This is a genomic window from Anaerostipes amylophilus (assembly GCF_025567365.1).
In the GTDB taxonomy this organism is placed as follows: Bacteria; Bacillota; Clostridia; order Lachnospirales; family Lachnospiraceae; genus Anaerostipes; species Anaerostipes amylophilus.
Map to the genome: position 1 here is coordinate 18,601 of NZ_JAOQJG010000006.1, position 19,139 is coordinate 37,739.

At 39.4% G+C, this 19,139-nt stretch carries 20 protein-coding genes, 1 other RNA gene and 1 pseudogene; 16 read left to right on the top strand and 6 right to left on the bottom strand.

Annotation, left to right across the window (positions count from 1 at the left end; translation table 11 throughout):
- The first annotated feature begins 119 nt into the window (after positions 1 to 119).
- The 4 genes from rnr to OCV53_RS09390 all read left to right on the top strand — a co-directional run bounded on the left by rnr (position 120) and on the right by OCV53_RS09390 (position 3,887).
- Positions 120 to 2,294, top strand: coding sequence for a ribonuclease R (gene rnr / locus OCV53_RS09375; protein ID WP_055197845.1), 2,175 nt, complete (start codon positions 120 to 122; stop codon positions 2,292 to 2,294).
- On the top strand, positions 2,242 to 2,727 hold the full coding sequence (smpB, locus tag OCV53_RS09380; protein WP_081020101.1) for an SsrA-binding protein SmpB: 486 nt from the start codon (positions 2,242 to 2,244) through the stop codon (positions 2,725 to 2,727). The genes rnr and smpB overlap by 53 nt, the downstream gene beginning before the upstream one ends.
- A 126-nt stretch (positions 2,728 to 2,853) precedes the next feature.
- Positions 2,854 to 3,196, top strand: a transfer-messenger RNA (tmRNA) gene (gene ssrA / locus OCV53_RS09385).
- 451 nt (positions 3,197 to 3,647) lie between these two features.
- Positions 3,648 to 3,887 carry a DUF6061 family protein gene (locus OCV53_RS09390; protein ID WP_055197850.1) on the top strand — a complete coding sequence of 80 codons (240 nt, stop codon included), beginning with the start codon at positions 3,648 to 3,650 and terminating at the stop codon, positions 3,885 to 3,887.
- 209 nt (positions 3,888 to 4,096) lie between these two features.
- On the opposite strand, the gene OCV53_RS09395 is transcribed toward OCV53_RS09390, so the two are convergent.
- Both OCV53_RS09395 and OCV53_RS12610 read right to left on the bottom strand, forming a co-directional pair.
- Positions 4,097 to 4,867: a hypothetical protein gene (locus tag OCV53_RS09395; RefSeq protein ID WP_242852150.1), complete on the bottom strand. Its 771-nt coding sequence runs from the start codon at positions 4,865 to 4,867 to the stop codon at positions 4,097 to 4,099.
- Between the two features lie 58 nt (positions 4,868 to 4,925).
- Positions 4,926 to 5,426: a hypothetical protein gene (locus tag OCV53_RS12610; protein ID WP_242852151.1), complete on the bottom strand. Its 501-nt coding sequence runs from the start codon at positions 5,424 to 5,426 to the stop codon at positions 4,926 to 4,928.
- A 35-nt stretch (positions 5,427 to 5,461) separates the two neighbouring features.
- Here OCV53_RS12610 and OCV53_RS09405 point away from each other — a divergent pair, with 35 nt between their 5' ends.
- Genes OCV53_RS09405 through OCV53_RS12555 form a run of 4 tightly spaced genes read left to right on the top strand, consistent with a single transcriptional unit; the run spans position 5,462 to position 8,633 of the window.
- Entirely contained in the window at positions 5,462 to 5,983 is a 522-nt protein-coding gene (locus OCV53_RS09405; protein ID WP_055197853.1) for a nitroreductase family protein, read from the top strand.
- A gap of 59 nt (positions 5,984 to 6,042) precedes the next feature.
- On the top strand, positions 6,043 to 7,404 hold the full coding sequence (locus OCV53_RS09410) for an MATE family efflux transporter (RefSeq protein ID WP_055197855.1): 1,362 nt from the start codon (positions 6,043 to 6,045) through the stop codon (positions 7,402 to 7,404).
- 50 nt (positions 7,405 to 7,454) lie between these two features.
- A complete protein-coding gene (locus OCV53_RS12550; protein WP_331485932.1) occupies positions 7,455 to 7,958 on the top strand; it encodes an MATE family efflux transporter in 504 nt (167 codons plus the stop codon).
- Positions 7,959 to 7,964: 6 nt separating this feature from the next.
- A complete protein-coding gene (locus OCV53_RS12555) occupies positions 7,965 to 8,633 on the top strand; it encodes an MATE family efflux transporter (RefSeq protein WP_331485933.1) in 669 nt (222 codons plus the stop codon).
- Positions 8,634 to 8,860: 227 nt separating this feature from the next.
- Here OCV53_RS12555 and OCV53_RS09420 read toward each other — a convergent pair whose 3' ends face one another.
- The 3 genes and pseudogenes from OCV53_RS09420 to OCV53_RS12475 all read right to left on the bottom strand — a co-directional run.
- Positions 8,861 to 10,027: a sensor histidine kinase gene (locus OCV53_RS09420; RefSeq protein ID WP_242852152.1), complete on the bottom strand. Its 1,167-nt coding sequence runs from the start codon at positions 10,025 to 10,027 to the stop codon at positions 8,861 to 8,863.
- Complete coding sequence (locus OCV53_RS09425) at positions 9,993 to 10,166, bottom strand: hypothetical protein (protein ID WP_172674556.1); 174 nt, start codon at positions 10,164 to 10,166, stop codon at positions 9,993 to 9,995. The genes OCV53_RS09420 and OCV53_RS09425 overlap by 35 nt, the downstream gene beginning before the upstream one ends.
- 45 nt (positions 10,167 to 10,211) lie before the next feature.
- Positions 10,212 to 10,614: pseudogene (locus OCV53_RS12475) on the bottom strand (transposase); the annotation flags it as partial.
- A gap of 17 nt (positions 10,615 to 10,631) precedes the next feature.
- Here OCV53_RS12475 and OCV53_RS09435 point away from each other — a divergent pair.
- Complete coding sequence (locus tag OCV53_RS09435) at positions 10,632 to 11,471, top strand: hybrid sensor histidine kinase/response regulator (RefSeq protein WP_055197859.1); 840 nt, start codon at positions 10,632 to 10,634, stop codon at positions 11,469 to 11,471.
- 107 nt (positions 11,472 to 11,578) lie between these two features.
- On the opposite strand, the gene OCV53_RS09440 is transcribed toward OCV53_RS09435, so the two are convergent.
- Positions 11,579 to 13,321, bottom strand: a complete 1,743-nt coding sequence (locus tag OCV53_RS09440) for an Rqc2 family fibronectin-binding protein (protein WP_022374180.1) — start codon at positions 13,319 to 13,321, stop codon at positions 11,579 to 11,581.
- A 217-nt stretch (positions 13,322 to 13,538) separates the two neighbouring features.
- On the opposite strand from OCV53_RS09440, the gene OCV53_RS09445 reads away from it, so the two are divergent.
- The 7 genes from OCV53_RS09445 (at position 13,539) to OCV53_RS09475 (ending at position 19,040) form a co-directional block, all read left to right on the top strand.
- A complete protein-coding gene (locus OCV53_RS09445; protein ID WP_242852153.1) occupies positions 13,539 to 14,552 on the top strand; it encodes a DUF7309 domain-containing protein in 1,014 nt (337 codons plus the stop codon).
- A 140-nt stretch (positions 14,553 to 14,692) separates the two neighbouring features.
- Positions 14,693 to 15,874 (top strand): ATP phosphoribosyltransferase regulatory subunit, encoded by a 1,182-nt coding sequence (gene hisZ / locus OCV53_RS09450; protein WP_055197863.1) that lies wholly within the window; start codon positions 14,693 to 14,695, stop codon positions 15,872 to 15,874.
- Between the two features lie 37 nt (positions 15,875 to 15,911).
- Positions 15,912 to 16,559: an ATP phosphoribosyltransferase gene (hisG, locus tag OCV53_RS09455; protein WP_055197865.1), complete on the top strand. Its 648-nt coding sequence runs from the start codon at positions 15,912 to 15,914 to the stop codon at positions 16,557 to 16,559.
- Positions 16,560 to 16,575: 16 nt separating this feature from the next.
- Positions 16,576 to 17,880: a histidinol dehydrogenase gene (gene hisD / locus OCV53_RS09460; protein WP_009264306.1), complete on the top strand. Its 1,305-nt coding sequence runs from the start codon at positions 16,576 to 16,578 to the stop codon at positions 17,878 to 17,880.
- A 4-nt stretch (positions 17,881 to 17,884) separates the two neighbouring features.
- Positions 17,885 to 18,472, top strand: coding sequence for an imidazoleglycerol-phosphate dehydratase HisB (gene hisB, locus OCV53_RS09465; RefSeq protein WP_055197867.1), 588 nt, complete (start codon positions 17,885 to 17,887; stop codon positions 18,470 to 18,472).
- 1 nt (position 18,473) lies between these two features.
- A complete protein-coding gene (gene hisI / locus OCV53_RS09470) occupies positions 18,474 to 18,836 on the top strand; it encodes a phosphoribosyl-AMP cyclohydrolase (protein WP_055197869.1) in 363 nt (120 codons plus the stop codon).
- An 81-nt stretch (positions 18,837 to 18,917) separates the two neighbouring features.
- Positions 18,918 to 19,040 carry a hypothetical protein gene (locus OCV53_RS09475; protein WP_262568793.1) on the top strand — a complete coding sequence of 41 codons (123 nt, stop codon included), beginning with the start codon at positions 18,918 to 18,920 and terminating at the stop codon, positions 19,038 to 19,040.
- Positions 19,041 to 19,139 lie beyond the last annotated feature (99 nt).

Here is a 19,139-nt window from a genome sequence, read left to right on the forward strand (position 1 = left end):
ACTTGTTTTAAGAGGTGCTTTTTATGTCATAACGCCATAGGTAATATACACGATATGAAAATGATATTTCCATAAGATCAAATATATAGTAAAAAGAGTTGAATATACAGGAGAACACAATGACAGATAAACGATTTAACAGAAAAAAGAAAATTAAAGCGTTGATCAATGATCCGTATTACCAGCCAATGAAGCAGAGAGAGATCGGATACCTGATGCAGGTAGCTCCAGAAGATCGAGATGAGTTTGTTGAGATTTTAAATGAACTGGTAGAAGAAGGATCAATTGAAGTAAGCAAACGTGGAAAATACATGCCGCCAAGTGTGAAGACAGTCAAAGGAACCTTCAGCTGTACAAGCAAAGGCTTTGGATTTGTAACCGTGGAAGGGGAAGACGATGATTATTACATTCATGAGAAGAACATGAATGGAGCTTTCCATGAAGATACAGTCTTAATGCAGGTATTAGACGATCATCCAACTTCTGGAAGAAGAAAAGAAGGAAAGATTATCAAGATTTTAGAGAGAGGAATCAAGACAGTGGTCGGAACTCTTCAGAAAAACCAGAACTTTGGGTTTGTGATTCCAGATAATTTAAGATTTGACAGTGATATTTTTGTATCCAAATCTCAGTGCAAGAATCTTACCAGCGGATTTAAAGTGATGGTAGAGATCACAGATTATGGAGATGCCAGAAGAAGTCCAGAAGGAAAGATCATTGAAGTTTTAGGACATAAAGATGATCCAAGAGTTGATATTTTATCAATTGTCAAAGCTTATGGAATCCCAACCCAGTTTGAAGATGATGTCAAACAGCAGGTTGATACGATTCCATCTGAGATCAAAGCATCTGACTACAAAGACCGTATGGATATCAGAGACTGGCCGATGGTAACGATCGATGGAGAAGATGCGAAGGACTTAGATGATGCGATCACATTATCAAGAAAAGGAGAGAATTATTTACTCGGAGTGCATATCGCAGATGTATCCGAATATGTAACAGAGTATTCTCCATTAGATAAGGAAGCATTAAAACGAGGAACGAGTGTGTATCTTGTAGACCGCGTAATTCCAATGCTTCCACACCAGTTATCGAATGGAATCTGTTCCTTAAATCAGGGATGTGACAGACTGGCACTAAGTTGTATCATGAAAGTCGATCCAAGTGGAAAGGTTGTCGATCATCAGATTGCAGAGACATTGATCAATGTTGATCACCGTATGACATATACATCCGTAGCAAAAATCTTAGACGGAGATATGGAAGAACGTAAGAAATACGATGACTTTGTAGAAATGTTTGAGTTAATGAAAGAATTATCTGATATTTTAAGACACCGTCGCCATGAAAGAGGAAGTATCGATTTTGACTTCCCAGAGTCTAAGATCATTTTAGATGAAAAAGGTCGTCCGGTCGATGTTTATCCACAGGTAAGAAATGCAGCGACAAAGATCATTGAAGATTTCATGCTGTGTGCGAATGAAACGATCGCTGAGGAATTTTACTGGAGAGAGATTCCATTCTTATATCGAATCCACGAGATTCCAGATCATGAAAAGATTGATAAATTACAAGTATTTTTACAAAACTTTGGAATTTATTTAAAGAGTAGCCATGATGAGATTCACCCAAAGGAAGTGCAGAAGTTACTGACAAAGATCGAGGGGACTCCAGAAGAACCATTGATCAGCCGTTTGACATTAAGATCTATGAAGCAGGCAAAATATTCTGCATACAGCTCCATGCATTTTGGATTGTCTACAAGATATTACTGCCATTTTACATCACCGATCCGAAGATACCCAGACCTTCAGATCCACAGGATCATCAAGGAAACATTGCATAATAAATTTACAACAAGACGATTCAGTCATTACGATGCAATCCTGCCGAAAGTAGCAGAACAGTCCTCTAAGATGGAACGTCGTGCGGAAGAAGTCGAGAGAGAAGTATGTAAGCTTAAGAAAGCGGAATATATGAGAAGAAGAATCGGAGAAGTTCATGAAGGAATCATTTCTGGTGTGACAAACTGGGGAATTTATGTGGAACTTCCAAATACGATCGAGGGAATGGTGCATGTATCCATTCTTCCGGGAGATTACTATTACTATGATGAGAAGACTTATTCTATGGTCGGTGAGAGAACTGGAAGAACCTTTAAACTAGGAGAGAAAGTAAAAATCCGTGTCAAAGATGTGGATATGATGCTTAAGAATATTGATTTTGAGTTAGTGGAGGATGATGATTATGAGCAAAGCGAAGACGGATGGAAAAAAACTCATTGCAAATAATAAAAAAGCAAGACATGATTATTTTGTAGAGGATAGTTTTGAAGCAGGGATCGTACTTCATGGAACCGAAGTAAAATCCTTAAGACAGGGACACTGCAGCATCAAAGAAGCTTTCATTGATATTGATAATGGAGAAGCTTTCATTCATCAAATGCATATCAGTCCTTACGAAAAAGGAAATATCTTCAACAAAGATCCACTTCGTACAAGAAAACTGTTATTGCATAAATCCGAGATTTCCAAGATGATCGGGCAGATCAATCAGAAAGGATATACACTGATTCCATTAAAGGTATACTTTAGCGGAAGCCTTGTGAAAGTCCAGATTGGATTATGCAAAGGTAAGAAACTTTACGATAAACGACAGGATATCTCAAAGAGAGACCAGTTAAGAGAAGCACAGAGAGATTTTAAAGTAAGAAACTTTGGATAATTTCAAGTAAGATAAAAGATTGTATAAGAACTTGTACAAAAAGACTTGACATCTTATATAAGAGACTATATAATATAATTTCGAGACTGGGAAGATTCCTAGTCTCGAACCAAGCTAATTAATTCCGGGCTAGTAAAGGTTTCGACAGGGGTTATGAAGCTTGAGGAGCCATTGGGAGGGACCACCTTACGGTACAAACTTAAATATAAACGCAGATAATAAATTAGCGTACGCTGCCTAGTTTGCAGCAGTCAGCTCTAGATCACCTGTAGTCTGGAATCCTGGCTTCAAACATGCAGGACCCTTGACCGGTCAAGCTTTGTGCCGGTTAAAGTATTGATGAAGCTACTGAAACTGTGATCCTGTTAGTCGGAGCACAGTAGAGGGAATGAAAGAAGACTGACTGTAATGGGAGAGCCTCATGTGAATTGGCTTTTGGACGCGGGTTCGATTCCCGCCTAGTCCACTAAAGCTGAACAAGTCAAACTCTGTATATGATATTATCGTATACAGGAATATGTTTTGTTTGGTGTATCGAAGAAAATAAAAGTAACGACATTGTATGTTACGAAAGTGATATACAGTGTCGTTATTTTTATGCTATAATGCGGATATGAATTTAACAAATCGGAATTGAGATTTCATATATTCCAAGGGATTTAATAACTGTTATATTTTATTATCAAATATCTCTCAATCTCTTGAAAACACAAAGTTTATCGCAGGTGAGCTTCCCCTTATTGTTTCCCTTGTGTTATATCGTCCCACCAGTGTTTACGAACTCTAATAAGGGCAAAAACAAGGGCAAGAAAATTATATAAAACAGTATAACACAAAATAAAAGTGATATGGTGAACTGATTGAAATGCTTCTGATTTTTGCAACAAATGATTGATTTAACGATAAGGATATTTGATACGATGAGAACAATATTTGCAGAATACACTCCCAAGCGCAACAGTATTGATGTTTACACCTCTGTTGGCTATATGCTCCGCATTGACTGTTGGGAAGCTGAAAAGAACTTAAAAACCACACCAGGATCAGACTGTGCATTAAACGCACTCGCCATTGATGAACCTCTTGAATATGCGAAATTATATCTTGATGGAAATTTGCAGATGTGGGTAGATGCGGAAGACTCATTAGATATTTTTTAATTTTTAAACAAATACAACAGTTTAAATCGCTATTAACCACAATATTTCCGGAAAATTCATTATAGGTTTGTGTAAACGCAAAGAAACGGCGGCTCTGAAAATTAAAGCCGCCGTTTGATAAGCGCGTGAAAATATGTCTGCTGTACGACGGCTTTTTTTCTTTTGCCGTCGTGCGACAGATAATCAATTCATTCTATTTTGAACTTCTTTTATGCTACCTGATGTCTGCAATAGGAATGAATCGCCAAGAATGTAAACACAAATAATTCAATTCCTGCCGAAATCAAAATAACATGCGGTGTCCAGAAACTCATTCCACCGATATTCAGATAATTGAAATTTGCAAGCTGATAAAGGAAATTGTTCTGCATACCAATTCCACCAGATGGAAGTATGGTAGAGAGCCATGTTGCTCCCATCGCCACATAAGCAAAAAGCGGCATGAGAAGAACTACAATAGAGATCAGCAAAACTGTCAATGTGTCTTTACATTTTGCAGACAGTAACAACGTACAGCTAACCGTTGCTAATACAGAAATCAAGCCCGCTGCTGCGAGAATTATCTGCAACTGCCCCAGATTGATGTTTGGCAGGTTAATGATAGAGTATAGCATCTGAAACGATGTTTTTAAGCAATCCGTCCCGAACGCTGCATCTAAAATCAGAATGTGTACCGTGATCCCGACAAGGAAAGTAACAACGAAAAGTGTAAATGCCGCCAGAATTTTTGTAATTGCTAATTGGTTACGCCCGTATTTGGTAGTTCGCAGGATGCTGTCACCGCCTGTTTGATATTCTCCGGCAAAAGTAGGAGCTTCGATTGTCACGCACAAAATAGCAAGGAACAAAATATAAAACTCAATATAATCAAATGCATCTTTAGAAATTCCAGAATGAATATAAAAAGGCGTATCAAGTTCTGAATATTTTTCAAGAGCTTTCTGCTGTGCGGTTTCGTTTTCTCTTTGCTCATTTCGCATGACATCCTGTAAATGTTCTGCGCACTTTTCATAATAGGCTCCGTCAATGTCATTCGGGTCAATATTCCATTAAATCAGCACCAATGTCTGTTAATGGATCAGCAAACGCTTCGGACAGACCTTTCAGCAAGGGACGGATCGGGACGATTTTTTCAATATTTACAGCCAGAGGAAGGCCCTCTTCCTCGACTGGCCCATATTCTCGAACGCAGCTTTGATAAGTTTCCAAAGCCGATTTGATCCTATCCGGGGTCACTTCACCAGCGGATGTTTTATATAAATCTTGTTTGTACTTGATAGCTGCCAAGCCGTCTAATTCTGTAACCGTGCCATCTTCGTTTGGACGGTTAATACCCTCAAATGAATGCTCATGTGCCATAAAGTAACACAAAAAAGCAATAGACAGCCTCCACAATTCCGTAATGATTGATGCTTGACGGTCTCCTGAAAGTTCGCTATAATAATAACCGTAAAATTTGAGTGGACTTTTCCGGATTCGGTCATCTTTTTGCCACACAACTGTCTTGTGATAGTTGTGTGGCTTTTTTGTTGCCTGCATCTCGGAAATGTTGACAGAATGGAGGATGATTTTTTATGGAAAACAACTTCTTATCTCTGATCAAGACGCGCCGCAGTGTAAGGGCTTATAAATCAGAGTTTGTCCCCTCCGAGGCTTTGGACGCTGTACTGGAAGCAGGGACTTACGCTCCTACCGGCGGAGGACATCAATCTCCAACCATCATTGCAATTACAGACCCCAAATATAGGAAGGAGATTGCAAAACTAAACGCAGAAGTGATGGGGAGTAACACAGACCCTTATTATGGCGCACCTGTCGTGATTTTGGTTCTGGCAGATGGCTCCGCAAGCACCTTTGTCGAGGATGGAAGCTGCGTCCTTGAAAATATGATGCTCGCTGCCCATGCCCTTGGCCTGGGAACCGTATGGGTACATCGGGAACGTGAGATTTTTGACAGTGAAAGCGGCAAGGCTCTCCTGCGGGAGTGGAAGCTACCGGAAACCTTGCGTGGCGTCGGGGCGATTGCATTGGGTTATCCAGCCCAGGGAAGCCGGCCAACCGCAGCACGCAAACAAAACTATATTGTTCGGATTTAATGTCCTGCTGTCCGGCACAGTTTTCCTGCGCCGGACAATTTATGGAAAGGAGGTAGAGTATGCAGACGAATAACAAAATGGCGGTTGCTCCTGTCGGAAAGCTCATCTGGCAAATGTCGCTGCCACCGCTGATCTCCATGTTTCTGCAATATTCCTATAATCTGATAGACAGCGCGTTTGTAGCGCGTCTGAGTGAGAATGCGTTGACGGCTGTTTCTCTGTCATTCCCGATTACAACCCTGATGAACGCAGCGTCCATCTGGATCGGTGTCGGTGTGAATGTATTGATTGCAGGGTATCTTGGGGAGAGAAAGCAAGATGAAGCAAATATCACCGTTACACACGGATTGTTACTGGCCTTTGGAATTGGGGCTTTGCTCAATCTTCTGTCATTGCTGATTATGAAACCCTACTTTTGGGCATTTACCAATAATGAAGAAATCTATCAGTTGAGCATTGCCTATATGAGCGTATGTTCGTTCATGCAAATCCCCAATATGGTGCATATCGCCATCCAGAAGATGATACAGGGCACCGGAAATATGGTCGCTCCCATGTGGTTCCAGATTGCAGGAGTGGTCGTTAATTTTGTATTCGACCCACTCCTAATTTTTGGTATTGGTGTTTTTCCGGCTATGGGAATCCGTGGCGCTGCGGTGGCTACTGTTGCGGGCTATTTGTTATCCATGATTTTGGCATTTGCCTTGCTGCTGGGCAAAAAGCAGAAAGTGCGGATAAAGATCAAAGGATTTCATTTGCAAAAGTGGCTGATTGGCCGTATTTTCACCCTTGGACTGCCGTCTTTTATTATGAATGCCCTTAGTTCTTTTATGGTGACTTTTGTAAACTTTTTTCTGGTCGCCTATTCCGATACGGCAATCGCTTTCTTCGGTGCGTATTTTAAGGTGCAGCAGTTGATTGTCATGACGGTCAACGGGCTGATCCAGGGCTGTCTTCCTATTATGCGGTTTAACTACGGTGCGGGAAACAGAGATAGGCTGCACTCTGCTTTCCGCTACGGAACCGCTTTGGTCTCCGGTATGATGATACTGGGAACATTGACCGTCATCCTCTTTCCGGCGCAGCTTTTGGGATTATTTACGGCGTCGGAATCCATGCGCTCCTTTGGAATATCCGCTATGCGGATTATGGCGGTCAGCTACCTATTCTGCGGATGGTCTACCATGATCTCCACCTATCTTCAGGCAACAGAACAGGTCTTTCCAAGTATGCTGATCCAGCTACTGCGTCAGTTTCTGCTGCTCATTTCATTCATGTGGGGTCTGGAAAAACTCCTGAAGATTACAGGGATCTGGCTGTCCTTCCCTGTCACAGAAACGGCAACATTCGTTCTGGCGCTTCTGATCTTCCGAGCAGGCAGAAAAACAGAAACGCTTTGCAGCGGTACAAAAACACAGTAAGAACAGGAAAAGGAGAGACGATATGGAAATACATATTAAAAAAGGGCTAGATGCTCTGCAAACAGAAACCGTACTTCGCCTTCTATCTGGGCGCTGGAGATAACAGGAAAGCGGATCAGGCTGCAACGCAGGGACTTGTGCTTGCCGTGATACATGGCGTTGTCATGACAGTCTGCTGTATCGCAATGATGCCGGCTTTTTTAGGAATGTTCACTTCATCCGAGACAGTGATTGAACTTGGCGTCCGCTATTCTGTTGTTGCATTCGCTTTTACATTGATTATCATTGTTGGTGTAACATTCGAGAAAATATTCCAGGCAGTAGGAAACATGAAAACAACCATGATAAGCCTGATGTGCGGGTGCATCACAAACATTGTCTTAGACCCCGTTCTGATTTTTGGCTATGGCTTATTCCCGGCAATGGGAATCGAAGGCGCTGCGCTGGCAACCGGTATCGGGCAAACTCTGACGCTGGCAATTTATCTGGTCGTTTATTTTGTGCGGCCAATCCGCGTACATATTCGCAGGCAGTACATTCTGCCCGGCAAATGAATGGTATTGAAGCTATATTCAATCGGCATTCCTGCCACCTTGAATCTTGCACTTCCGTCTCTTTTGATTTCGGCGCTCAATGCTATTTTAGTAGCATTTTCCGAAGTGTATATTTTGGTTTTGGGAATCTATTACAAATTACAGACTTTCATCTATCTGCTGGCGAATGGCATTGTGCAGGGGATGCGCCCCCTGATCGGCTATAACTACGGCGCGGGCGAGAACAAAAGGGTCAGTCAGATTTATAAGATTGTCTTGTGCATGAGCGGTATCATTATGGTACTTGGAACAGTGATATGCCTTCTGATCCCCGGACAGTTGATGGGGCTGTTTACCCACACAAAAGCGACGATTCAGGCCGGGGAAACCGCCTTACGCATCATCGGGGCCGGGTTTATCGTCTCGGCGGTTTCTGTTACATCTTCCGGCGCATTGGAGGGACTTGGGAAAGGAACTCCCTCCTTACTGATTTTCCTTTGCCGGTATGTAGTGGTCATCATCCCGGCTGCGTTTTTACTCAGCAGGTTTTTCGGGGCCGTTGGCGTCTGGAATGCGTTTTGGATCACGGAAGCGATTACAGCAATCATTTCTATTTGTATTTACTACAAGGCAATAGCAAAGCCAGCCGAGCCAGTCAACGGTCAAGATGAACGGCGCCATACGCACCGCCGTTGACAGCCCCGCCTGCCTTTGTAGATTGACATCATTTACTGCTGTTTTGTCTTTGAACTGCTTGCTTAAATGCTCTATTTTCAGTTCCATGCTTACACTCCTTTCTTTTGCTTCGGCTGAACAATAAAAAGCCCTTGTTCGATAATCATTGTACCGAACAAAGGCTTTTCAATCTCAAAAATCACACGCTTAAATTCCTAAGTAATTCCTAAGATCACATTCTTATTTTCCTAAGCGGAAAGGGGTAATGTAATCACAAAGTCTATAGTTTCGTTTTGACTGGATGCAGTAATCTTTCCACCATGTAAATGTATAATTTCTTCCGCAATAGAAAGACCAAGCCCCGCACCACCTGTATTAGAAAGCCGAGCATCATCCAAGCGATTGAATTTTTCAAATATACTGTTAAGCTGTTCCTGTGGAATTGTTTTTCCACGATTTTCAAAAGTGATCTGTATATCATGCTCTAACCGTTTGGTGGATATAGTGATTTCTGTCTGCGGGTAACTGTATGACGCAGCATTTCGTAAAAGGTTACTGAAAACTCTCGCCAGCTTTTCGGGATCAGCGTTCACAGATAAATTGTCCTCCGCAGTAAATACAGCCGTATTGCCATTTGCAGAGAGTGTCGGGTATATTTCATCTATTACCTGCGCAATCAAACAATGTAAATCTACATTTTCTTTTTTGATAATGACCGTATGTGCATTGTACTTGGTAATTTCAAAAAGCTCATTGATAAGTCTTTCAAGGCGCTCTGCTTTGTCCAACGCCACCTTCACATACTTTTCCTTTTGCTGTTCAGGCATGTCAGGTGCTTCATGGAGCAGGCTCAAATAGCCGATTACCGTTGTGAGAGGGGTGCGTATATCATGTGCCAGATACATAACAATTTCATTTTTCTTTTCTTCTGCCTGCTTTGCATCCTGCTTGCTCAACAGAACAGACATTTTAATCTGATTGAGCTGTTCCTCCAGTTCTTTCAGTGGCTCAGACAACGATACTGTATGATTGTTCTGCTCATAGACCGTTTGGGTTGCGTCAATTACTTCATCCAGATAGCCCCACGGCTTTTTCCAATAGTAATTGAAGATACATATAAAGCCAAGCATCAGATACAAAATAAAAAGCAGATCAAGCCGCCAGTAGAGCCATGCAAAAATACCGATGTCAAATTTTGAAAAGATGTAGTCCAAGATAAGGGTCAAACCATATCCAACAACGGTATAAACCAGCAATGATAGGTATAAGCGCGCTTTAAGGCGCTTTTCTGTTGATTTATAGGAAAGTTCGCCTTTGGCTCCTTTCCAAAAGAAAAATAGCCCACATAAAAGTGGGCAGAGCAAACAGATGATCATGGTTTTAGAAAATATAAAAACCTTCTTCACCAAAATCATCACCAAACACATCTTCATTTAGGAAATAATCCGTATCCAGCAGGTCCTCCTCGCTCATATGGCGAATGTCCTCGGATGTCATACCTTCTGGAGGATTTAAAATATATTTTTCGCGTAGCTCTTTGATCTTCTTTTTCATGGTAGGGTTCCTCCTATATATGAGGATTATAGCATAAAAAAGTGGTCATGCAGAAGAACGCTTTCCACGGGAGCGGGACATTGCTTTCTCGTATAAATCTTCAAGAGGTACGCGGTGATGGTTATGATATATTTCAAGGATCACCATCTGTTGTTTACAATGAGGACAGATCAGAGGATTATAGCCAAAAGAAGAAAGGATCGCAGTACGGAAAGCATTGCGAAGGAAAGTATAGTTGAAATGAGAGACATTACGCCAGAAAGCATCATCACTGTAACCGCCTTCAGAGATGAGACAATGGATATGAGGATTCCATTTAAGATCCCTGCCGAAAGTATGCAGGACCATGATAAAACCAGGGGTAAAGTTTTTGTGTTTGTTCATTTTAGAGAATAAACGAAGGACAACGCTGGAGACAGTTAAGGAGAGAGCAATCCTGCAGTAAAAAAGGGAAATCGTATTTTAATGTCAATTCTTAATAAGACGCTAAAGACCATGCAGACATCGAAGTTGTCAGATGCGGTTTCTGCATATGAAGAATCCCAGAAGAAAGTGACATTATCAGACTTTATCAAAGACAATCTGGCAGCAGTTTCTGTCGGGTGTACTGGTGCTTTTTTATTGGTTTTGATCGTGTTTTTAAAGCTGCTTCAAAAGGCAAGAATCGAAAGCGGGAAGATGGAACTAGATGAAAATTATGCAAGTGTTAGAACCGTTGTAAAAGAAATATATGATGTGTTTGAACCAGAAGCAACGAAAAAAGAAGTTGACTATATCCAGAAAGTTGATGTGATATATGAGCATATTTTATGCGATATCACAAAAGTAGAACAAATTCTTTTAAATCTAGTCAGTAATGCAGTAAAATATACAGCATCTGGTGGAACAGTAAAACTGAAGATACAAGAGATTCCATGTGATCAGGATGGGCTTGTCCAGATTAAAACAGAAGATAATGAGTTAAATGCAGAGATCGCAATCACGATCCTCAATGAAATGGGAATGAAAGTCGATCATGTAGAAGATGGAGTTCAATGCGTCAGCAAGATCGAGCAGATGCCAGCAGATATCTACGATCTGATTTTAATGGATATCCAGATGCCAAATATGGATGGGTATAGGGCAACAGAAGCAATCAGAGATTTAACAGATCAGAAAAAAGCAAAGATTCTGATCATTGCCATGACCGCCAATGCATTTGAGGAAGATCGTAAAATGGCATTATCAAAATGCATGAATGGACATATTGCGAAACTAATTGATGTCAAGAATATGGAAGAAGTTTTGATGTCGGTTTTACGATAGTAAAAAAGAAGAGGTTATAAATAAAAGGGATCGATCACAAGAAAATATAAGTGATCAATCCCTTTTGTTATTTTGTGATACAAATTTTATAAATTCACAGATACAACCTATTCAACAACCTCAATTCCGTCAATATTTGGAATACACATCATAGAATAGTTCGTATGGTAAATGACAAATCCAGGTTTTGCTTTCGGTGGTTTCCGAAGTTCTTTTCTCTGTACATAATCGACTTCAACCTTTGGTGCCTGACGGCCTTTAGAATAATAAGCCGCAAGACGACCAGCTTCTTCAAATGTTGCATCTGGAAGCGTTTCTGCCTGCTCTTTACGAACAATGACATGTGAACCAGGCATATTTTTCGCATGGAACCACCAGTCACCACCATTTGCAAATTTAAAGCTTAATTCATCATTCTGGTAGTTGTTTTTTCCAACATACATATGGAAACCATCGGAAGAAATAAAATGTAATGGTTTGGATTTTGCTTGTTTCTTACCCTTTTTCTTTCCATGGCTCTTAATATAACCATAATCAGAAAGCTCATCTTTGATCAACTGAAGATCTTTTTCATCTTCTGATAAAGAAAGAGCGGTAGAGATGGAATCGAGATGATCAAGATCTGCTTTTGTCTCCACGACTAGCTCAGAAAGAGCTTCATACGTACGTTTTAATTTATTATATTTTGCAAAAAATTTCTTGGAATTCTCCAAAGGAGTTTTTGTTGGATCCAGAGGGATCGTAATCTCTTCATTTGTATAATAATTCATGCAAGTCAGAGATTTTGCATTTGGTTCCAATCCATAGCCATAAGTTTGTGTAAGTTCTCCATAAACTTTGAATTTCTCACGTTTTTCCGTATCTTTTAACTGACGAAGCTGCAGATCATATTTCTTACTCGTTCTCTCAAGGGCTGTCTGCACGATCTTACGAAGATCAGAAGATTTCTGCTTCATTCTCGTATATTTTTCTTTTTCAGAATAATACCCGATCAATACGTCGAAAATAGAATCATATGTTTTTGCGGTGCAGTCAGGATAAGAAGTTAAAGGGATACAAGAAAATTCCTTCGGTTCTTCCCCGGAATAAATGATATTTGGCTGATAAGCTTCATCTTCTACAAGAGCATTTAATTTTATAAGCTGTCCATATAAACCAGCAGCACTGTCATCGGTCAAAGAATCCGTGGAAGCATTACCGTCAAGTCCTGCACGATAACAAAGTTCATTTGCGATCAAAGGACTCATTCCCGTGATGGAAGTATAAAGTGCTTTGCAAAGATTCAATGGTTTTGTGATGATATGCTGATAAAAGTCATCTGCAGTCAGGCTTGCTAGCGGATGTTTTCCCTTAGATGGCGGGAAGGTATAAGTACGTCCCGGCAATACCTCTCTGACAGAACTGATATTTGCAGAGATATGCTTGATGCTATCTAAGATCACATCATCGCTGTTTACAAAAATGATATTGCTGTGTTTTCCCATGATCTCAATGATCAGACGCTTCTGGCAGATATCTCCAAGTTCGTCCAGATGCTCAATCTGAATCTCAATGATACGCTCAAAATCAGGCTGAGTGATCGAGATGATCCTTCCGCTGCTGATATGTTTACGAAGCAGCATGCAGAAGTTTGGTGCCTGCATAGGGTTTGCTTTTCCTTCCTTGGATAAATAGACAAGGGGAAGAGAAGCACTGGCTGAGAGATGAAGTCTTGTTGTCAGTCTCTCTTTCTTGATCACAAGTGTGATCTCGTCGGCTTCTGGCTGATAGATCTTATAGATTCTTCCGCCAATGATCTGTTTATTTAATTCTGATACAATATTTGAAATGACAAATCCGTCGAATGCCATAATGAAATACCTCCTGGTAAAAAATCGGTTATCTTATAATATAAGAAGATAAATCCGTCAAACAATTATATCAGAAATCGGGAAAAGTATAAAGAAAAAACGATCAAATCGATAAATCATAGAGAGATAGTCGGGATTTTGTTGTAATTAAAATCATTTCTTATTATAATAAATCTTAAGTATACAAAATTACGTCAAAGATATGGAGGAAAGTTCATTGAGAAAAGAAGCATCAATCAATGCATGGAAGCAGTTATATGATATTACATTAAAGTTAGACAAATTAGAACCTTGGAATGATCTTGGAGATACGCAGCTTGTGACGATTCAGTTAAAAGACAGAGAAGAACCTGTCTTTTGCAGTGTGATGGGAAAATTCAGTGGGGAAAGAGGAATCGCAGTCTTCGACGGAATGGAAGGTTTAGGGGATTTTTATATGATCCTTGGAGCAGAAGAGGGAGATCTTCCAGCACAATATCTGATGGATGAACATTCAAGCCTTACTTGTTTCTGGGGAAGCATGATGAATGTTCCAGACGAGCAAAGAAGCGTGATCGATGAATTGGATATCCGTTTCAAAACAATCAGTGACTGGATTTATTTTGTTTCTTATAAAAAAGGATACAAACCATATCAGTTAGATGAAGATGAAGTAGCACTTCTTACAGAAACTTATGAAAATTTATATATGGTATTAGAAGCAGTCAAAGATGGAAAATTAAATCCAGATATCGAACAGGCAGAAGGAATCGTACGCCGTTATAATTCTGAAAATGACACATGGGAGATGTTTGTAAAAGAAATTCCAGAAGCAGAAAAAGAATTTCCATCCGTGATGTTAGAAGATCAGGATTTAAAAGACGAATTAAAGAATAAGAAACAGATTGATCTTGAAGTGATCTTAGATTTTACTTATCTCCCAGTGATGGTAGAAGGGGAAGAAGAGGGAGAACGTCCAAAGAATCCTCTGTTATTTATGGCATATGATAATACCGATGGCGGAGTGATCACAATGGATATTTTAGAAGAAGGTGATGATGAGATCAGTAGAACTTTGGGATTTTTCATCAGTTTCGTACAGCAGAATGGAAGGATGAAGACGATCAAAGCAAGAAATCCATGGATTTTTGGAGCCTTAGAAGATATCTGTGAATACTGCAGTGTGGATCTTGTATATGACCCAGTAGAAATCATGGATCAGGTCATTGAGGAAGTAATCTCCCAGTTGTAAGATTTTCATGTAATATAGGATAAGATGAATTAGAGTGAACGAGGTTGACAAATAAGTTAATGATTGGTAAAATACAAATAATTTGACGTGCTACCTAAGTAGCACTTTAATTCGATAAAGTATCAAGGAGCGGCAAAATTATGAATAAAAAGAGAGTCCACACACCAGAAGGTGTCAGAGATGTATATGGAACCGAATATGGACAGCGAAGCAAGTTAAAAGCCAAATTAAACAAAGTCTTTGCATCTTACGGATATGAAGGAATCAGAACTCCAGGATTTGAATTCTTTGACGTATTTAATAGCGAAAAAGGAACAGTCTCTGCAAGAGAGATGTTTAAATTTTTTGACAGAGAAGGAAATACCTTAGTTCTTCGTCCAGACGTCACACCATCCATTGCACGTTGTATTGCAAAATATTTTAATGAAGAGAATATGGGAATCCGTCTTTCTTATGCAGGAAACGTGTTTTTGAATAACTCAAGTTATCAACTGAAGTTAAAAGAGACATGTCAGTTAGGTGCAGAATTAGTCAATGATGCATCTGTACAGGCAGATACAGAATCCATTGCAATGGCAATTGATTGTTTTTTAGCAGCAGGATTAACAGATTTCAGACTTTCCATTGGGGAGGTTGAATTTTTTAACGGATTAACACAGACGATCAAAGAGGAAGAAGTCAAGACACAGCTTCGTGAATTGATCTTAAATAAAAACTATTTCGGATTAATGGAATATGTGGAAGCATTAGATTTATCTGATAAGATTAAAGATGTCTTCTTACATTTCAATGAGTTAAATGGAGATGTAGAGATCTTAGATCAAGCAGAAGCTATGGTAGAGAATGAACAGTCTAAGAAAGCGATCAAAAGACTTCGTGATGTCTATGATATTTTGAAATTATACGGCAAAGAACAGTATGTAAGTTTCGATCTTGGAATGTTAAATAAACATAACTATTATACAGGAATCATTTTCAAAGGTTACACTTATGGAACTGGAGACGCAGTCCTAAAGGGTGGACGATATGATAATCTGATCGAACAGTTTGGAAAGAAAGCCCCATCTGTCGGATTTGCGATCGTATTAGATGAGCTGATGATGGCATTAAGTCGCCAGGGAATCCATATGGAAGCTGATCATATGGATACCATGATCATTTATAAAGAAGCAACGATGAAAGATGCGATCCTTCGAGCAGAAGAATTAAGAAAAGAAGGAAAGAAAGTCATCTTAGAGAGAAAGAATGATCTGTGCAGTAAAGCAGATTATGAAAAATTTGCCAAAGAACATCGCCTTGGTGGAATCCTTTATTTTATCTAATCAACAAATCTAGCACAAAGAAGGGAAACAAAAGATCATGAGATATATTACATTTGCCCTTGCAAAAGGGCGACTTGCAAAGAAAGCGATGGCTTTATTAGAAGAGATCGGTATTACATGCGAGGAAATGAAAGATGAGAAAACAAGGAAATTGATCTTCGTCAATGAAGAATTAAAATTAAAATTTTTCCTATCCAAAGCAAGTGACGTGCCAACTTATGTTGAATACGGAGCAGCCGATATCGGTGTTGTTGGAAAGGATACGATCCTTGAAGAAGGAAGAAACCTGTATGAAGTATTAGATCTGAAATTCGGAGCCTGCAAGATGTGTGTCTGTGGACCAAAAGAAGCGAAGAAATACTTAAACAGCAATGAGATCATCCGTGTAGCATCCAAATATCCACATATTGCGAAAGAATATTTCAATAATCAGAAATTACAGACAGTAGAGATCGTTAAATTAAACGGATCTGTCGAACTTGCACCGATCGTTGGATTATCTGAGGTGATCGTCGACATCGTAGAGACAGGAACAACATTAAAAGAAAACGGACTAGAGGTCTTAGAAGAGGTTTACCCACTATCTGCAAGAATGGTAGTAAATCAGGTAAGCCAGAAGATGGAACAGGAACGTATCAGTAAGATCATCGTTGCATTAAAGAAGATCTTAGACGAAAAAGAATAGGTCGGAGGAAAGAATCATGAGAATAGTAAAAGTAAACAAAGATTCAATTGCAAATATCTTATCAGATTTATTAAAGAGAAGTCCTACAAACTATGGGGATTTTCAGGATAAAGTTGATGCGATTATCAAAAATGTCAGAGATAATGGAGATAAAGCAGTCTTTGATTATACAGCACAGTTTGACAAAGCTGAGATCAATGCAGACAATATTTTAGTTACAGAAGAAGAGATCAAAGAAGCTTATGAAGAAGTGGATGATGAATTGATCAAAGTTATTCGTAAAGCAATCAAGAACATTCGTGATTTTCATGAAAAACAGATTCAGAAGAGCTGGTTTGAGACACGAGAAGACGGAGTGATGCTTGGACAGAAAGTTACACCAATGGAGACTTGTGGTGTTTATGTGCCAGGTGGAAAAGCCGTTTATCCATCTTCTGTATTAATGAACATTGTTCCAGCACATGTTGCAGGAGTGAAAAATATCATCATGACAACACCTCCTGGAAAAGATGGAAAAGTTACAGCAAATACATTAGTGGCAGCAAAAGAAGCTGGAGCAACAAAAGTATATAAAGTTGGTGGAGCACAGGCAATCGCAGCGATGGCATTTGGAACAGAGTCTATTCCAAAAGTAGATAAGATCGTAGGACCAGGTAACATTTTTGTTGCATTAGCGAAAAAAGCAGTTTATGGAAATGTAAGCATCGATTCCATCGCAGGACCAAGTGAGATCTTAGTTTTAGCAGATGAGACAGCAAACCCAAGATATGTGGCAGCAGACTTACTTTCACAGGCAGAACATGATGAGATGGCAAGTGCGATCCTTGTTACAACAAGTGAAGAATTAGCACATAAAGTATCTGATGAGATCGATGGATTCTTAAATCAGTTATCAAGAAAAGAAATCATGGAGAAATCTCTAGATTCTTTCGGATATATTCTTGTTGCAAGTGATATGAAAGAAGCGATCGATACAGCAAATGCCATTGCATCTGAACATATGGAGATCATGACAGCCAATCCATTTGATGTTATGACAAGAATCAAGAATGCAGGAGCAATCTTTATTGGAGCATACAGTTGTGAACCTCTAGGAGATTATTTCGCAGGACCAAATCATGTTCTTCCTACAAACGGAACAGCGAAATTCTTCTCTCCATTAAGTGTTGACGATTTTATCAAGAAATCAAGTGTCATTTACTATTCAAGAGAAGCCTTAGAGCCAGTACACAAAGACATCGAATTCTTTGCAAATCAGGAACAGCTGACTGCACATGCAAATTCCATGAAAGTAAGATTTGAAGATAACCAGGAAGGATAAAGATATGAGTAGAAGTGCATCAATTGAAAGAAATACAAGCGAGACAAAGATCAAACTTTCCATTGACCTTGATGGAAATGGAAATGGAAACATCCATACAGGAATCGGTTTTTTTGACCATATGTTAAATGCATTTGCACGCCATGGATTTTTTGATCTTGATGTGGAAGTCGAAGGAGATCTATATGTCGACTGCCACCATACAATTGAAGATGTTGGAATTGTACTTGGCGAAGCGATCAAACAGGCGGTTGGAGATAAAAAAGGGATCAAACGTTATGGATCTTTCATGCTTCCAATGGATGAGACATTAATGCTATGTGCGATCGATTTATCTGGAAGACCATATTTTGTGATGGATTGTGACTTTACCGTTGACCGTGTTGGCGAATTTGACACAGAGATGGTAAAAGAATTCTTCTATGCGGTATCTTATGGCAGTATGATGAATCTGCATTTAAAGAAATTACATGGGGAAAATAATCATCATATGATCGAAGCAGCATTTAAAGCATTTGCTAAAGCTTTAGATGAAGCAACAAGTTTAGACTCAAGGATCACAGATGTGCTTTCTACGAAAGGAGCCCTATAAGATGAGCAACGAAGCAAAACCATTAAACAGTAAGATGAGTTTTGATGAATTCAAATTAAACAGCGATGGAATGTTAACCGTTGTTGTACAGGATTATAAGACAAATGAAGTTTTGATGGTCGCATATATGACCAAGGAAGCTTATGATAAGACGATCGAGACAGGAATCATGACATATTACAGTCGAAGCCGTAATGAATTATGGATTAAAGGAGAGACATCCGGACATTATCAATATGTCAAAGATTTATATATCGACTGTGACAGAGATACTTTACTTGCCAAAGTAAAGCAGATCGGAGCTGCCTGCCATACAGGAAATTATTCTTGTTTCTACACAGATTTATTAGAAAAAGAGGATTAAGATGTAATCTTTGTGAGAAAATATTTGTGTTTCTAAGTTCGATTTGGTATAATCGACTTTATAAGATAAGGAGGCAAGATTATGACAGCATTTTTATCAGAATTAGTCTCTTATGTATTGAAGTTTGCGATTCTCTTTGCATGCTCCGCGGCAGGAATTTATTTCGGAACTGGTCGTGCAAAGGCAAAGAAGAAAGAAGCATAAGATCATACATGATTAGGAGAAGATCATTTAGCTGCATGAGTTTATATTCTCATGCAGCTAAAAAGCCGTAAAGACAAGGTCTTCTTAATAATATAATGA

Coding starts and splice junctions, on each gene's coding strand:
- hisB (WP_055197867.1), top strand. CDS start 17,885: ATGAGTAGAAGTGCATCAATTGAAAGAAATACAAGCGAGACAAAGATC.
- OCV53_RS09475 (WP_262568793.1), top strand. CDS start 18,918: ATGACAGCATTTTTATCAGAATTAGTCTCTTATGTATTGAAGTTTGCG.
- hisD (WP_009264306.1), top strand. CDS start 16,576: ATGAGAATAGTAAAAGTAAACAAAGATTCAATTGCAAATATCTTATCA.
- OCV53_RS09440 (WP_022374180.1), bottom strand. CDS start 13,321: ATGGCATTCGACGGATTTGTCATTTCAAATATTGTATCAGAATTAAAT.
- smpB (WP_081020101.1), top strand. CDS start 2,242: ATGATGATTATGAGCAAAGCGAAGACGGATGGAAAAAAACTCATTGCA.
- OCV53_RS09425 (WP_172674556.1), bottom strand. CDS start 10,166: ATGAAAAAGAAGATCAAAGAGCTACGCGAAAAATATATTTTAAATCCT.
- rnr (WP_055197845.1), top strand. CDS start 120: ATGACAGATAAACGATTTAACAGAAAAAAGAAAATTAAAGCGTTGATC.
- hisZ (WP_055197863.1), top strand. CDS start 14,693: ATGAATAAAAAGAGAGTCCACACACCAGAAGGTGTCAGAGATGTATAT.
- hisI (WP_055197869.1), top strand. CDS start 18,474: ATGAGCAACGAAGCAAAACCATTAAACAGTAAGATGAGTTTTGATGAA.
- OCV53_RS09390 (WP_055197850.1), top strand. CDS start 3,648: ATGAGAACAATATTTGCAGAATACACTCCCAAGCGCAACAGTATTGAT.
- OCV53_RS09395 (WP_242852150.1), bottom strand. CDS start 4,867: ATGCGAAATGAGCAAAGAGAAAACGAAACCGCACAGCAGAAAGCTCTT.
- OCV53_RS12610 (WP_242852151.1), bottom strand. CDS start 5,426: ATGCAGGCAACAAAAAAGCCACACAACTATCACAAGACAGTTGTGTGG.
- OCV53_RS12550 (WP_331485932.1), top strand. CDS start 7,455: ATGCTCTGCAAACAGAAACCGTACTTCGCCTTCTATCTGGGCGCTGGA.
- OCV53_RS09405 (WP_055197853.1), top strand. CDS start 5,462: ATGGAAAACAACTTCTTATCTCTGATCAAGACGCGCCGCAGTGTAAGG.
- OCV53_RS09420 (WP_242852152.1), bottom strand. CDS start 10,027: ATGATTTTGGTGAAGAAGGTTTTTATATTTTCTAAAACCATGATCATC.
- OCV53_RS09435 (WP_055197859.1), top strand. CDS start 10,632: ATGTCAATTCTTAATAAGACGCTAAAGACCATGCAGACATCGAAGTTG.
- OCV53_RS09410 (WP_055197855.1), top strand. CDS start 6,043: ATGCAGACGAATAACAAAATGGCGGTTGCTCCTGTCGGAAAGCTCATC.
- hisG (WP_055197865.1), top strand. CDS start 15,912: ATGAGATATATTACATTTGCCCTTGCAAAAGGGCGACTTGCAAAGAAA.